We start from the raw sequence: 16368 nt of genomic DNA on the forward strand, positions 1-16368 counted from the left end.
GTGAAATGATAAACTAGTCGTAAGTTGATGGAATGGAGGAAATTAGTTATGGGCTTAAATGTAAAGAGTATCACTGTAGGTCTACCAGTAAGTAATTTAGAGGACGCTGCAAGTTGGTATGAAAAACTTCTTATGAGTGAGGAAAAACTTATACCTGTTGAAGGCGTTATTGAGTATCCAATTGGTTCGGTTTGGATTCAACTTTTTGAAGAAAAAATCAATGTTTCAGAGAACGTTTTACGTTTAGAAGTGGAAGATTTAGACACAGAATTTGAACGTTTAAAAACACTTGGCGTAATCGTTGACGAGGCGATAGAGGATGTACCAGGTATCATTCGATACGTTGATTTCTCTGATCCAGATGGCAATAAGTTATCGTTTTATTGGTTATACGCTCAAGAATAGATTTAAACAGTGTCTATATAATGAATATCACGCTAAAACGACGGATAGATGATTCGTCGTTTTTAAATTTTAGAAATAATGCTTAAGTGGAGTAAAATATAACACTGAACTTGCCAATTAAGTGGAACAGACTAAATAATAGCCCTCCCTTCAAATTCTTTTTTAACTGTAATCAAGTGTGCACTTGTGTCATAATTATTTTTATAGGGTAACTTCATAAAGCTCAAATTTGCAAAACCTTGACTACTTAATTCTCTACTATACATAAAAAATAAGTATCGGAATTGTTATTCTAGACACTCGTTCGCTTCATTGAACCCTATTCTAAAAAAACAGTTATATCAACGTTTCTCCCAATGTAAACACCTGTATACACCCAGATTTCTGCTAACGTACACGCCTATTGACAGACAAAATAAGCCCTTGTGTATTATCTTATAATCAAAGGAGACAGCAAAATGAACTTTAATAAGCAATTAAAAATTTATCGTGAAAGAGATGGGTATTCTCAAGAGGAACTTGCAGAAAAAATCTATGTTACACGGCAAACAATTTCTAAATGGGAGAACGATCATACTTATCCTGATATTCATAATTTGATTGCACTGAGCACTCTTTTTGATGTCACCTTAGATGAATTAGTCAAAGGAGATGTAGAAATTATGAAAAACACTCAAGATATTGAAGCAGAAAGAATGAATCGACTCTCTTGGGTTATGCTTTTATTTATTGTGCTAGCGGTTTTATCCATTGGACCGGCTCTATTACTTTGGGATTGGTATGGCTTAAGTATTCCTCTCGTTCTTTGGGCAATTTCTATGGTGGCTGCTCTAAAAATCGAGAAAATCAAAAAGGAAAAAGATGTGCAAACCTATAGTGAAATTGTGGCTTTTATGGATGGGAACGATCTTGAAACGGCGAGAGCCAAACGTGATAAAAAAAGGGATCGTTGGAATAAAGCAAAAATCGTTGTTGGCTTTTCATTAGTAGCTGGAGTACTTGCTACAATTAGCTCATTTTTGTGGGTTTGGCTTTCGTAAAATTTTCAATACACTCATACTTATGGTCTTAGCCTAACAAAAAAACAGTTGAACGTTGATCATCAGCTTTCAACTGTTTTTTATTAACCACTTTTATGTTTATTGACCATTATCAGCATCTCATAAATTAAATATAATACAAATTCTCAGACGGATAAACTGCATCACTGGTAATATCTAAGCCTAGTTCTCTTAACGTTTGTTCATCATTCTTACTCAACATCACAGTAGAATGTGCTTGTACACCATTCAATTCAGATAATTTATCATATGCTAATTGTGCTGTCGGGTTCGTCACCGCACTGATTGCTAAAGCAATCAATATTTCATTGGCTTTCAAAGCCGTTATCTTACTGTGCAGCTCTTTTTGTTTCATGGTTTGAATCGTTTCAAGAATCACTGGCGATAATAATAAAATTTCATCTGAAATATTGGCTAACGTCTTAATCGAGTTCAAAATAGCTGATGAACACGAATCCATTAAGCTGCTGGTTCTCCCTGTTACAATTCGACCATCTTGTAACTCAAAGGCAATAACGGCAGGGGTATCATTACTTTGGGTTTGTTCTCTTAATTGCTCTGAATATTGTCTGGCAGGAAGTACTGCTTTGCGGTCTTCTTTTTTCAGTTCCACTTCTTCCATGATCAATTTAATGCGATTAACAATTTCCTCATCGATCAAGCCTTTTTTAAAGTCACATTCTGTGGCAAAACAGCGACGAATGATTTCTTGCTTAGAGGCTTCTTTCACCACATCATCATCGACGATCCCAAAGCCGACACGGTTAACGCCCATATCTGTTGGTGATTGATAGACAGATTCTTCTCCCGTAATTTTTTCGATGATCCGTTTGATTACAGGGAATGTCTCAACATCACGATTATAATTAACCACAACTTCTTGGTATTTATCAAAGTGGAATGAATCAATCATATTCACATCTTTTAAATCAACGGTTGCTGCTTCATAGGCAATATTTAAAGGATGCTTTAATGGAACATTCCATACTGGGAAGGTTTCAAATTTTGAATAGCCAGCAGTCTTACCATTACGGCTTTCATGATATAGTTGGTTCAAACAAGTCGCTAATTTCCCGCTACCAGGTCCTGGTGCTGTAACCACCACGATTGGTTTTGTTGTCGGGATGTAGTCATTTTTACCAAACCCTTCTTCACTGACGATTTTTTCAAGATTTGAAGGATAATCTTCGATTGCTGCATGTTTATAGACTTTGATATTTCTTCTTTCCAACTTGTTGATAAACATTTTTGTAGAAGGCTGTCCACTGTAGCGTGTAATGACCACACTATTGACTGCTAAGCCGTATTCTCGCAACTCATCGATTTGGCGTAAAATATCCATATCATAGGTGATTCCATAATCACCACGAATTTTGTTACGTTCGATATCACCAGCATAAACACAAATCAAGATCTCTGCTTGCTCTTTTAATTTTTGCAAAAGTTTAATTTTGGCATCTGCGTCAAAGCCCGGTAAAACACGTTTTGCATGCATATCACCGATTAATTTACCGCCAAATTCTAAATATAATTTATCATAGTGGTCGACTCTTTCAAGAATATATTTTGATTGCTCTTCGATGTACTTTTGTGGATCAAAACCCAGTTTTTTCAAGTGAGAACCCTCCGATATTTGTATACTGCCATCTATTATAAACTTATTTGCTACTGATTACGACAGAGAATGTTACTATTTTATCTTTAAACATATTTTATATAATTGATTACCAAAATTTCAACAGTGACTAGCAAAAAAAAAAAAAAACGATGCATTAATACGTGAAGTATTGATGAATATAAATAACCTAACAGTACCATTTGATCTGCCAGATGACGTATTTATGATTAAACCACGTTACAACGGTAGGTTAGATGCTATCAGCGAGGTCATCAGGTACTCAGTTTTTTTGAATAACTTGATTCTATACACAGCAATGCATTAGGATAAACCAGTTTTGAACAAAAAAAATCCGTCAATAATCGATGGCTACTGCATAAAAAAAAATGCTTGAAGAGTCCCTTCTAAGAGGATCTCTTCAAGCATTTTTTAGTTATTGAGTAACAATTGGAGGTGTTCCTTCAGCATTCCCAACAATGGCATCGATTTGGATCAACGCATCTTTAGGCAACTCCGATACACCAACCACTCTTCGTGCAGGTACACCATCTGGGAAGAATCTTGCATAAACCTCATCTACTGCGTCCATGTCTCCGATATTCTTAACATAGATGTTCACTTTGACCACATCCTCCAGCACATGATCAACACTTTCGATGATGGCCTTGATATTCTCTAAGCACTGACAAGTCTGCTCTTTTATCCCACCGATAATCCTCTCATTTGTCTTTGGATCAATCGGTAATTGTGCGGAAATATTATTATAATGTGAAAACGCAACTGTTTGTGTTGAGAATGGACATTTTGGCGCTTGTTCGGTATTATTTGCTTCGATGATCAGACCATGTCTGTCTTCAATCGCTTGGGGCGGTGTCCCATCTCCGTGCGAAACGACTGCTTCAATTTGAACTGCAGCCCCCATCGGCAGATCTTTTACTGCAACCACTGTCCGCGCTGGAACATAGGCCACTGTTCGCGCAATCGCTGAATCTGGAAAAAAGGTTGTATAGATTTTGTTTACAGCGTCCATCTTCGACAAATCTTTCAGGAAGATCGTAATTTTAACGATATCATCAAATGGAACATCGATACTTTCTAAAATTGCCTTGATATTTTTCAGACATTGACCAGTCTGTTTTTTAATACAACCTGCTACCACTCTACCTGTTTTAGGGTCGATTGGTAGTTGTGCAGATACATTATTGTAATGTGAAAACGAAACTGTTTGCGTCGACACTGAACTGGTTGGCGCATTTGATGTATTGTTGGTCAGTTTGATCAAATCACCTGCTTGAGGTGCATTTGGGATCGTCCCTTCACCATTTGAAACTAAGGCTTCGATTTGTACTAGAGCGTCCATTGGTAAGTCATCTACCACTACTACTGTTCTTGAAGGCTGATAACTTGTGAAAATCGAAGCGTACACTTCATCAACTGCCTCGATATCTTTACTCTGTTTCACAAAAATAGTTATTCGAACAATATCACTCACTGCATGATCAATACTTTCTGCAATTGCCTTGATATTTTCAAAGCACTGTTCAGCTTGCTCCTTAATGCCTCCTGCTACCAATTTGCCAGATACTGGATCGATCGGTAATTGTGCTGAAAAGTTATTGTAGTGAGAAAAAGCGACTGTTTGTGATGCTAGTGGATTCTGCGGTGCATTTTTCGTATTTCTTGCTAGTACTGCGTTATCATTGCTCATATTCCTATTCCTCTTTTCTTTTAGATACATTCCAATAAAAAATATTCCCCCCTGGAAATGATATCGCTTCCATATTTAGTGGCCATAAAATAATCATTTCTCCCAAATAGTGCCCCAGAAAGCATGATAGTTTCTCATCGATAGGTTCATCATTTTTTACTCTTCTGCTTTTCATTATAAAAATCATGACAAATTGACAAAAATTATATCACTCATTTCAGTCTACAATAATAGCGCTAACATTTCAATAACCTATTTTGAAATTTGTAGCGTCCCAATTTTGACTTTTACAATGAAAAGTTGATTTTCGGTCTTAAACATGCAACAATTCTTCTATATAAGAGTCACTGCTATAAGCTGACTCATTTTCAAATGTTAGGAGAAATTTTGAAATGATAAAAAAAGAAGAAATGCCGCTTTGCGACGTGGCAACGACCGTTCAGTTGATTGGAAGTAAATGGAAAACATTGATCATCCGCGATCTAATAACAGGTCCAAAAAGAAATGCCGAATTAAAACGATCGTTAACTGGCATTTCCCAAAAAGTCCTGACAGAAAGTCTCAATTCAATGATTCTAGATGGTATTGTGGAGCGAATCGATTTCCAAAAAGTACCCCCTCATGTTGAATATCAATTAACCTCCTTGGGAGAAAGCTTATTACCTGTTATTGAATCCATGAGACAGTGGGGACAATTTTATAAGCAGCAGCTTAGATAGATAGTTACAAATTAGTGCCTACTTAACATTATCAAAAAAATTGTCTATACTTTATGAAAGATCACAACAATGATTATGGAGGCGTTTTAAATGAATACTGAATCTACACCGATCGAAGCAGTTCATACCGCTGTTGAACAGACTACACTAAATGGTGAATCCGTTTTAAGAGTCGTGAAGAAAGATAAAATTATGGAATTTGATGAAAATACGTATGCGAAACTAAGCGACTCAACTTTTCATGATGGAACAATCGAAGTCAAAATGTTAAGTCGCTTATTGCCAGATGCACCAGATTTCGCGCGAGGATTTATCGGTATTGCCTTTCGAATCAATCAAGAGGATACAAAATTTGAATCCTTTTATGTAAGACCAACCAACGGTCGCGTCGATGATCCCGTCCGAAAAAATCGTGGGGTGCAATATTTTTCCTACCCCAAATATACCTTTGACTATTTCCGAAATCTTGCCATCACTGATTTTGAGGGGCCAGCTGATATTGGACTAGATGAATGGATCAGCTTAAAAGCAGTGATCAATGGAGCTAAAGGAGAATTTTATTTGAACGATAGTAAAGAACCTTCATTAGTAGTAGAAAATATGAAACATGGTGCTGATGCTAAAGGCGCAGTTGGTTTCTTCGTTGATATCGGTACCGAAGCCTTCTTCAAAGACTGGAAGATTACAGCAATCGATTAGATCAACATGTTTCAGATGCTCATAAGTTCCTTCGTAATTTGCGAATAAAAAAGAAAGAAACCGTAAATCCATTCGGCCTAACAAAGGATTTACGGTTTAAATAAAAAAGATTACTATCCTCTCGAATAAAGTGAGTTAGCCGTACTATCATAACTATCGGTCAAAACTCAACTAACGAGTCAGTGTTATCGACACTGGCTTTTTCCGTATAAAATACCTACTTTACAAGATTGATTGTAGTACGTCCAGTCTACTCATTACACAACAATCTCCAATACTTTTTCTATTCTTCTATAGTCAACTCCTTAAAAACCCATTGACAGCGCTTTCCTTGTAGTGTATATTTGCCTTGTTAAGTGGATAGTGATTATTAAGTTAAGCTAAACCTAAACAACGCCTTTTTAGGCTTTTGTTTGGGTTTTTTTCTATTTTCAATCTCTTTATTCAGGAAAACGGGAGGTCGGTTTCTTTGGAAATTCTAAAAATTTTAAATAACAATGTGGTCATCGTTCATAATGAAGATCATGAAGAAGTCATCCTTATGGGCAATGGCTTGGGGTTTCAGATGAAGGCCGGATCAGACGTTGATGAGGCTAAAATAGAAAAAGTTTTTAAACTTGAAAACCAAGCGGAGCCTGAGCAAATCGAACAACTTTTTGCAGAAATCCCTGAAGAAATCATTGAAATTTCTTATAGAATTATATCTCATGCTAAAGATGCTCTAAATAAAGAATTGAATGAATCCTCTTTTATAGCGATTGCCGATCACTTGCATTCCTCTATCCAACGGACTAAGAAAAATATTCAAGTCAAAAATTTTTTATTATGGGATATCAAACGCTTTTTCCCAGTTGAATTAGAAATAGCACGTGCTGCCATCCAAATGGTCAACCAGCAATTAGATGTGGATTTGACTGATGACGAAGCTGGTTTTCTAGCCTTGCATATCACGAATGCCCAACTCGACAGCAATCACGAAGATGCGATCAGTCTGACACAGTTGATTGAAGAAATGTTGACCGTCATAAAATATACCCTTCGAATCAATTTCGTTGAAAATGATCTTTACTTTCAACGTTTTATCACACATTTAAAATTTTTCACTGAACGAGTATTGCAAGAAAATACTGCTGCACGTTCTGAAGAACAGGTGGAAAATGAGCTATTTATACTCGTTACCAAACAATATCCCGAAGCTTTTGAAGCAACAAAAAAAGTTGCGGAACTATTAATAAATCGACGTAATTATACGATGTCAAAAGATGAACAGGTCTATATCACCATACATTTAGCCCGAATCATCGATAAAACGTGTTAGCTAGAGAGTAATTCTCTTCATCTAAATACTATCTCGAAAAGGAGCGTAGGAAACTTATCGCCTGTGGAAAGGACCTGGATCGTGACATTAAGTTGGCGAGACCTCTGAATAAAAAATAACTAAACATTTGGAGGAACAAAAATGGGTAAATATGAAGAACTAGCAAAAAATATTGTAAAAGAAGTCGGCGGCAAGGAAAACGTCAATTCTTTAACAAACTGTATCACACGCCTTCGTTTTAAATTAAAAGATGAAAGCAAAGCAAACACCGAAGTCTTAAAAAATATGGATGGTGTTGTGACCGTCATGCAAGCTGGAGGACAATATCAAGTTGTTATTGGTAATCACGTTCCTGATGTCAGAAAAGACGTTGATGCTGTTTTAGGCGTGTTAGAAGCTCCAACTGAGTCTGGGCCAAAAGGAAACCTATTTGATCAATTTGTTGATATGATTTCCTCTATTTTCCAACCGATTTTAGCGCCACTGTCTGCAGCCGGTATGTTAAAAGGGGTTAATGCCATTTTAATTTTCGCTTTAGGATCTGGCTTTGCGGAGTCATCAACATCAGCTGTTTTTAATGCGATGGGTGATGGATTATTCAAATTCTTGCCAATCTTTATTGGATACACAGCAATGAAAAAATTTGGCGGCTCCCCCTTCCTTGGGATGCTGATCGCATCAAGTTTAGTCTATCCTGGATTTTTAGAAGGTGCAGCTACTGCTCAGTTTGCTGAAGCAGGAGGGCTTAATTTCTTTGGTATTCCATTCTCTATTCCGCCTGCTGGTTATGGTTCTACGGTTATGCCGATTATTGCGGCGGTGGCTTTTGCTGCCTTTTTAGAAAAGCAATTAAGAAAAGTGATTCCTGACGTTATTAAGTTGTTTATTGTGCCATTTTTAACAGCGCTTGTAACGATTCCATTAACATTCTTAGTTATCGGACCAATCATGAATACTGTTTCTGACGCTTTAGGAAATGGCTTGCTTTCTATTCAAAGTTTCAGTCCCATTTTATTCGGTGCTATTCTTGGTTTCTCTTGGCAAATTCTTGTTATGTTCGGTCTACATTGGGCGCTTATTCCATTTGCTATTATTGCGTTATCTCAAGGTGACCCAACATCATTATTAACACCATCAGGTAGTGTGAGTTTTGCTCAAACTGGTGCGGTATTAGCGGTCATGTTGAAAACTAAAAATGCGAAATTAAAAGAATTATCAATTCCTGCTTTTATTTCAGGTATCTTCGGTGTAACTGAACCGGCTATTTACGGTATCACTCTACCTAGAAAAAAACCTTTCTGGGCATCTTGTATTGTTGGGGGAGTTACTGGTGCTATCGCTATGGCATTAGGGATGCAAGGCTATCAAATGGGCGGCTTAGGAATATTCCGCTATCCAAGTTCTATCTCACCAGATGGCGATGTTACGTTTGCGATTTACGCAATGATTTTGGATGTGTGTGCTCTTGCAGCTGGTTTTGCAGTAGCTTGGGCTTTAGGATTTAAAGATGATGAACCAACGATTCAATTATCAAAAGAAGAAGCCAAACTTGCCGCAACTGGGCAAAAAAAGAAATTAACAAAAGATACCGTTCTTGCTCCTGTAACCGGAAAAGTTCTTCCTTTAAGTGAAGCTAAAGATGCTGCATTTTCAGAAGGAATCATGGGTAAAGGTGTTGTAATTGAACCGACTATCGGTGAAATCGTAGCCCCATTTGACGGGACTGTCATGACGCTTTTTCCTACCAAGCATGCCATTGGCTTGATCTCTGATAACGGAACAGAGCTACTGATCCATATTGGCATCGACACCGTCCAATTAGAAGGTGAAGGATTTGAAGCCTTTGTTGAGCAAAATACCAAAGTCAAAAAAGGCGATAAGCTAGTTACGTTTGATATCGAAGCAATCGAAGCGGCAGGTTATAGTACACAGATACCGATCATCATTACAAATACACCTGATTACGCCGATGTCATTTCAACCTCTGATTCTTCCGTTAAACAAGGGGATGTCCTAATCACTGCGATTATTTCAAATTAGTTTTTACAGCTATATCAATTTAATTTATAAAGGAGTATAAGTGAATGAGTTTTCCAAAGAATTTTTTATGGGGCGGCGCAACGGCTGCCAATCAATGTGAAGGGGCCTGGGATCAAGATGGCAAAGGGGACTCTATTTGCGATCACAATCGAGCAGGTAGCCGTACGTCTAATACACATCGTACATTCGATTTAGAGATCGATACAGATCAATATTACTATCCAAGTCATACAGCAATCGATTCTTACCATCGTTATAAAGAAGATATCGCTTTATTTGCGGAAATGGGCTTTAAGGTTTATCGGATGTCGATTGCTTGGTCACGCATTTTTCCTAAAGGCGATGAAGAAACCCCAAATGAAGCTGGTTTACAGTTCTATGATGATGTGTTTGATGAATTAGCGAAATATGGTATTGAACCACTCGTGACGATTTCACACTTTGAATTGCCTTTTCACTTAGGAAAGAATTATGATGGCTTTTTAGATAAACGGACAATTGGTTTTTACGAAAATTATGCAACAACACTATTTGAACGCTATAAAGACAAAGTGAAGTACTGGCTAACATTCAATGAAATCAATTTTGGCACAATGGATCATGGTAAACGAATCAACGGGTTATTCAATCGTGACTATACTGAAACAGAACAGTATCAAGCCTTACACAATGTCTTTTTAGCATCTGCTAAAGCAGTTGCTGCTGGTCACAAAATCAATCCAGAATTTAAAATCGGATGTATGTTGGCTTACATCACTATGTATCCAAAAACCTGTCGACCTGAAGATGTGTTAAAAACCCAACAAATCAATGAAAAATTCAACTTTTTCTGTGGAGATGTTCAGGTCAAAGGAAACTATCCTTACTTTATGAAACGGTACTTTGAAAAAAATGATATCCAGCTGGATATTACCGAAGAAGATAAAAAAATATTACAAGCAGGAACTGTGGATTATTATACCTTTAGTTATTACATGACCACTTGTATTACAGATGATTTAGAGACGCGTGACGATAAAACTGGCGGAAACCTATTCGGTGGCGTATCCAATGAGTACCTTGAAACCAGCGATTGGGGCTGGCAAATTGATCCTGTTGGTCTCCGTTACACGTTAAACCAAATCTATTCTCGCTATGAAATACCATTGATGGTTGTAGAAAATGGGCTTGGTGCCTTTGATGAAGTAGAAACAGATGGCTCGATCAATGACGATTACCGGATCGACTACTTCAAACGTCACATTATTGAAATGGACAAAGCGATTGATGATGGCGTTGACTTGATTGGCTACACCCCTTGGGGCTGTATTGACTTGATTAGCGCTGGTACGGGTGAAATGAGTAAGCGTTATGGATTTATTTATGTAGATCGTGATGATGAAGGGAATGGTTCTCTAGAAAGAAGTCGTAAGAAGTCATTCCATTGGTATAAACAAGTAGTCGAGTCGAATGGTGAGAATTTAGCTTGACTAAATTGTTTAACTGATTGATTCAATCAGTCATAAATAAAAAAACTGTGTACGTACTGCACTAAGCTAAAACAGCTTAAATGCAAGTCGTTACACAGTTTTTTATTTTCACTCTTGTAAACTAAGTTCAAAAAAATTTCTAATTATTATGGTGTTTCACTAAGTTCAAATAGAATTTCACCATGGTACTTTCCTAAGGCATTGACTGCACCAGGTGCGATTTCAAGCTTGAGGCCATCACCTGTAGGACTCCAATCTTTACTAATATCGTACTTACCAGAGTCTAGATTGCGAAAAACTGGTAGTGACTGACTATTTAAAATACTTTCTGTCTCTCCATGCTTATAGCGGATTGCATTTTTAAGCGTCGTTTTTCCATCCGCATTTAGTAATTCTTCTGTCAGCTTCACGCTTAATGACCAGCCTGGTTTACTTTCTCTAGTATCTGACACAACTAATGGCAGTCCAACCACTTTTGGATCATCAATTCGGATTTTCTTATAAGATGCGATCTGTAGCCTAAAATCAAATGCTTCCGGAGAGGATACATAGGTTAAACGTCCTGTAAACTTATATTCCCAAGAAGCCGTAGAAATATCCACTTTTACTGAATCTGTCGGTACAGAAGATTCATCCAATGTGTAGCGCTGTTTTAACTTCGTTAATGTATCTTGTACTTCTTTTTCTAGAGCTAAATCAATTTTCGTCCCTAGCTCTCGATCAATTGTGATATCTGGATGGATCGTCTCTCCAAGTGAATTGGTAAATTTCGCTTTAAAATGAACGACTTCTGTCAGATGGTAACTAACTTCTTCCGATTCTTGATTGTACTTATCCAACCCTTTTACAAAAATATCATAACTAGCGCCGGCTGGTAACAAAGCATCAGCAATTGAAAAAGTGAATTTACCAGTCGTTTGATCGATTATTACATCTTTTTCAGCAACTTCTCGGTAGACAGCACCAGCTTCCCCATTTTTCACGATTTTATATTGAAGTTTTGCTGGGAAATAGTCGGTCTTAATTGTTCCTTTTACGACTTGTGTCTTCCCAAGTGATGATCCATTTTTATTCTCTAGTGTTAGTGCTGGTTTTCCTGGCATCATAAATACTACGGATTGCTCATCTGATATGATACCGAATCGATCAGCTACAACAAAATGAACAACATGATTCTCCCCAAATGGTAATTTTGAAGCAGGAAGTTTGATCTTTTTAGGTCCTTCGGTAACCTCGGTCAAGACCGCAGTCATCGTCCCTACTGACTGGTCTGTCATTAGTTGCCACTCTGTTTCATCATCGACTTTATACTGAATTGTCAATGGATAAAATAGTCCCGTATGAGCGAAACTAGTAAAGTCAATTTCATAATCTGCTGCTGTTTGATCTAACAGGTTTTCTTTTGAGTCCTTTGATAGCGTAAATTTGGGCTTTGTTTGTTCATTAGCCAACAGCACATCTTCTACATTTGATAGAACCCCATATTTGTTTTCTCCACGAATTGAAAATACATAGGTTCCATTTAAATCTGGCATGTCCTTTTCTGGTATCGTAAATTCAAAAGTTTGATTTGGAGAATTGATTACTGTCATTTCTTTATAATTTGAATCAGGATCTGTTGCCTTTTTATACGAAATTGTAGCAGGCTTGTATTTTTCATCCTTGCCTGTATAACGACCTTTAACCTTGTATCCTCCTGGTAGATTACTTCCCATTGTTTCCTCTAATTCGATTTTTGGATCATCATCTACATAAACTAATTTTAAGAATTCATGGTTTGATTCCGCAGGCTCAAGACCAGTACCTTCTTCTGCAATATCTTTTGCGTATACTTCTATTTCGTGGTCTTGTGGTTTTAGGTCACCAGGCTCAGTTAAATCAATAGAGAATTCAATCCCTTGTCCTAACATGTCTGCTGTTGTCCTTTGACGATACGGTCCTTTTACAGCACCACCATCTACAGAATAGAATAAATCGATTTCAGTGCTATCATTATCAAACCATTGTCCTTTAAGCGAATAGGTGTTTTGTCCTTTTAATCTAAAATCTTCCGTTTCATCTAACACGATCGATGGTGTGTCATCGATTTTTTGTAGCCCAACGTTAAACGCATAACTAATCGTATCTCCAGCTTCAAAGCTCTCGTTAACAGGAGACTTCATTGAGAAGGCAGGAGATTTTATACCTGACGAAATCCAAGCAGGAGGCTCTGGTACATTTGTTCCGGCTTTCCCATTGTCCTGCTCATTTCCTGCTCCTGTGATTCCATTAAATATATATTGCTCATTTAAAAAGTTGTTTCTTTCAGCTTCAGCTCGTTGTTCTTTGGAAGAACTGGCATCCCAAGTTGATACGAGAGACGTTGCACCAAGCCAATTGTTTACAGGATTTGGTACATTGAAAAAGTAGTTCAATCGATAGACATTTCTTAGGTGATTCTCATATTGCATATACAACCCACGATTACTTCCAATGTAAAAAATCGGATTTTCTAATCCAGCAGTTTCCGTATAACCAAGACCAATGGGGTAGTGACTATCTAGAGTAATATTCTTTAACACAGGCTTATTAGCAGCATCTGGCGTACTATTCTTCATGTAGGTCTCTACCCTGATAGTTCCTTTATAAGGTTTTAAAACATTCGTTGCCTCAAACTGATACCCTTTAAAAAAACCGTCTTCCATTCGCCAATTGTATTTCAACATAGAAGTAATTGTTTGATCCTCTTCTATTTTTCGGTATAATTTAATATTGCTAATTCTTAAACTTGGATCATTTTTATAAATGGTCTTATGTTCTCCTGTATCCGTTACCCATGACAAAAGGATAGGTGCCGAAGTATTTGGACCTTGTATATCGTCTCCACGATCTAAAGCATTCACATCCCCCACTTCAAGTATTTCCGGTGTGCCTCCCCCTATTACAAAAGATTCGTATGTCGAGTAATCATGTAAATAGACATTTGGAACTAAAGAAGACAAATTGGGATAATCCCCCTGTAGAACTCCATCTACAAATGGCTCCTCTACTTTACTTTCCTCTGACGATCCAAACTTATACCTTAATTCTAGCTTTTTCTCCCCATCTAAAAATATTCCTGCTGGATCATTTTTAGTATATTGTTGCCATCCAGGCTCTTCATTAGGATTCGGAGGTCCAGGACTTAATTCTTTTGTTGTTTTACTTTTTGCGACCATTTCGGTCTTTTGCTCTTCTGTTTTAGCCTTTATTGTTGATTCAAACTTTGCATAAATTAACATAGTTACTGCTAGGAAACCAACAATTAGTAGTGTTTTTTTTGTCTTCATTTGTGCACTCCTTTTGTAATCACTCACAATATTTCGAATATTATTCTCTCTATTTCTTAAATAAATAAAAGAACAAATATTATCATAAAATAATGTTTAATAAATAAAATTACTCATATACTATGGTACATTATTTTTATCTTTTATGTTTCCAATTAACGGAATGGCGGAAGAAGACATTGAAAAATGTTAGCGTTCTCATTTGGACAAAACATACCTATCGCTTGGTAATCAGACTTTTGGTGAGTGAATATAAATAGAGGATAGGGCACATATGAAATTTGCCCTATCCTCTATCTTTATTTCTATTTCTTATTTAGTTATTTTTTTGCGATTTAATGCATAAGCTCCTAGCGTAAACACCATCATTGCTAAACCAGCAAGCACAGCTAACCTACTGTCATTACTACCGGCCTGAGGCAACTGTTCATTTGCTTTTGTAGCATTCCGTTTTGAAAGAGTCAAAAGAACATGATTATTTTTTGGTTGTTTCTTTTCTTCCTTCACTGGTATTGGCTCCCCTTTTGCATGACCGCTTGGTTTGATTTTCTCTGTTACAGACTTATCCTGACGAACCTCTATCTCTTTTTTAGAGAGAGCAGGTTCTAGCGGTGGTACTTCTGTTACTTCGACAATTTCTGGTTCAATTGACTTTATTTCTTCAAACGTAATTGATTCGTCCTCGATGATTTCAGTTTGTTCACCTACATGAATTTCGGGTTGATCTTCTTTTGCTCTATTTAATTCTTCTTCTTGGCTTTCGTTCGCCTTTTCTTCCTCGATTGGTTGAAGCTCGCTTAGTTCACTCGATTCGTCCTCGATGATCTCTGTTTGTTCACCTACATTGATTTCTGGTTGGTCTTCTTTCCCTTTGTTTAATTCTTCTTCTTTTGTTTCCTTCGATTGTTCTGGATCAAGAGGCGTAATTTCTTCTAACTGACCTGATTCATCTTCGATAATTTCTTCCTGTTCAATTGGCTCTTTTACTCGTTGCTCTTCTTCACCCGTGGCATTACCATCTAAAAAGATATTTTTCACTTTATGAGTTGCTGTTTCATTTGTCGCTTTTTCATAATACAGTTGGTAATCGATTTGGCAATCGTTGATAAAGTTAGGCTGCTTTTCCCCAGCCTCTGTTATCGTTGCTGTATACATGATTGAAAATGAAGCCAAACGGGCTTTTTCACGATAAAGACGGATCACAAAAGCATTATCTGCTCCAAATTCCACTGTACCGTATCGTTGATTTTCAAATTCTTCCAAGCTTAACGTTGACCGACCTAAGTAATTATCAACAGTAAAGATAAAACTATCTTTATTTAACACTTGACCGCCACCTGATGTATCGGTCAGCACAATATCATTGCCTAATTCACTTTTATTCAAATTTGCATTTAAAAACCAACGGATTTGGCCGGATTTGCCTAGTAAATCTCCTGTTTTGTAAAAGAATGGGTTTTCCCCTTCCACGCCACCACTGGTATGTCCTTTGATTACAATATTTGGTACAGTGATTGACGTACCCATGTTTGCTGGGATCTCTGTTACTGTATTTTCTGGAACATTTTTTACACGTACACCGAACGTAAACTCACCACGAACATGATCGAGCTGATTTACTTTCTCATTAAATGTGGCAATCACTTTCGCTTTATAAACACGGACTGTCCCTAATCCATTTAAATCAATTTCACGTGGTTCACTATCAGAGTCTGCAAGACCTTCAAGCTCTTTTGGTAATGTTAAAGTTAATGTATCTCCAGCTTTTAACTTTGTATTAGATTTTTCACTAAAGTTTACTCGAATAGAGGTCAGTTCACCATCTGATAATTCTGTTTTATCAAAATGAATCGAATCAACAAATCCTCCACTACTTAATTCTGCCGCCAGTGACTGTTGGCTAAAACCAACTATTCCTAAAAAACCTACAAACAGTAAGACACACCATGACAATTTCTTTAACATCTTTTATACATCGTTCCTTCCTCGCTATCGATATAGACCAATTTTTTTATCACCTTAT

11 protein-coding genes are annotated in these 16368 nt (G+C 37.1%); 7 read left to right on the forward strand and 4 right to left on the reverse strand.

The annotated features are described in order from the left end of the window. Nucleotides 1-48: 48 nt before the first annotated feature. Nucleotides 49-405: a VOC family protein gene (locus IGJ50_RS14690; RefSeq protein WP_429951104.1), complete on the forward strand. Its 357-nt coding sequence runs from the start codon at nt 49-51 to the stop codon at nt 403-405. A 458-nt stretch (nt 406-863) separates the two neighbouring features. Continuing rightward, nucleotides 864-1445, forward strand: a complete 582-nt coding sequence (locus IGJ50_RS14695) for a helix-turn-helix transcriptional regulator (RefSeq protein ID WP_069641115.1) — start codon at nt 864-866, stop codon at nt 1443-1445. 127 nt (nt 1446-1572) lie between these two features. Here IGJ50_RS14695 and IGJ50_RS14700 read toward each other — a convergent pair whose 3' ends face one another. Both IGJ50_RS14700 and IGJ50_RS14705 read right to left on the reverse strand, forming a co-directional pair. Then, nucleotides 1573-3081 (reverse strand): DUF1846 domain-containing protein, encoded by a 1509-nt coding sequence (locus tag IGJ50_RS14700; RefSeq protein ID WP_429951105.1) that lies wholly within the window; start codon nt 3079-3081, stop codon nt 1573-1575. Between the two features lie 436 nt (nt 3082-3517). Further along, nucleotides 3518-4792, reverse strand: a complete 1275-nt coding sequence (locus tag IGJ50_RS14705; protein ID WP_429951107.1) for a RidA family protein — start codon at nt 4790-4792, stop codon at nt 3518-3520. Between the two features lie 392 nt (nt 4793-5184). Between IGJ50_RS14705 and IGJ50_RS14710 the strand changes: the two genes are divergently transcribed. The 5 genes from IGJ50_RS14710 to IGJ50_RS14730 all read left to right on the forward strand — a co-directional run bounded on the left by IGJ50_RS14710 (nt 5185) and on the right by IGJ50_RS14730 (nt 11037). Then, nucleotides 5185-5511, forward strand: coding sequence for a winged helix-turn-helix transcriptional regulator (locus IGJ50_RS14710; RefSeq protein WP_069641112.1), 327 nt, complete (start codon nt 5185-5187; stop codon nt 5509-5511). A gap of 90 nt (nt 5512-5601) precedes the next feature. Continuing rightward, nucleotides 5602-6210, forward strand: a complete 609-nt coding sequence (locus IGJ50_RS14715; protein WP_429951109.1) for a hypothetical protein — start codon at nt 5602-5604, stop codon at nt 6208-6210. A 469-nt stretch (nt 6211-6679) separates the two neighbouring features. Continuing rightward, nucleotides 6680-7528 carry a BglG family transcription antiterminator LicT gene (gene licT, locus IGJ50_RS14720; protein WP_069641110.1) on the forward strand — a complete coding sequence of 283 codons (849 nt, stop codon included), beginning with the start codon at nt 6680-6682 and terminating at the stop codon, nt 7526-7528. A 141-nt stretch (nt 7529-7669) separates the two neighbouring features. After that, complete coding sequence (locus IGJ50_RS14725) at nt 7670-9568, forward strand: beta-glucoside-specific PTS transporter subunit IIABC (protein WP_207120382.1); 1899 nt, start codon at nt 7670-7672, stop codon at nt 9566-9568. A 44-nt stretch (nt 9569-9612) separates the two neighbouring features. Beyond that, the gene (locus IGJ50_RS14730) at nt 9613-11037 is read left to right on the forward strand and encodes a glycoside hydrolase family 1 protein (RefSeq protein ID WP_429951111.1); all 1425 of its coding nucleotides are present in this window, start codon (nt 9613-9615) and stop codon (nt 11035-11037) included. Nucleotides 11038-11183: 146 nt separating this feature from the next. Here IGJ50_RS14730 and IGJ50_RS14735 read toward each other — a convergent pair whose 3' ends face one another. After that, nucleotides 11184-14345 carry a hypothetical protein gene (locus IGJ50_RS14735; RefSeq protein ID WP_429951113.1) on the reverse strand — a complete coding sequence of 1054 codons (3162 nt, stop codon included), beginning with the start codon at nt 14343-14345 and terminating at the stop codon, nt 11184-11186. A 312-nt stretch (nt 14346-14657) separates the two neighbouring features. Beyond that, nucleotides 14658-16310 carry a collagen binding domain-containing protein gene (locus IGJ50_RS14740; protein WP_429951115.1) on the reverse strand — a complete coding sequence of 551 codons (1653 nt, stop codon included), beginning with the start codon at nt 16308-16310 and terminating at the stop codon, nt 14658-14660. Between the last annotated feature and the right edge of the window lie 58 nt (nt 16311-16368).

It is taken from the genome of Enterococcus sp. AZ101 (assembly GCF_050499005.1).
GTDB lineage: Bacteria > Bacillota > Bacilli > Lactobacillales > Enterococcaceae > Enterococcus_L > Enterococcus_L ureilyticus.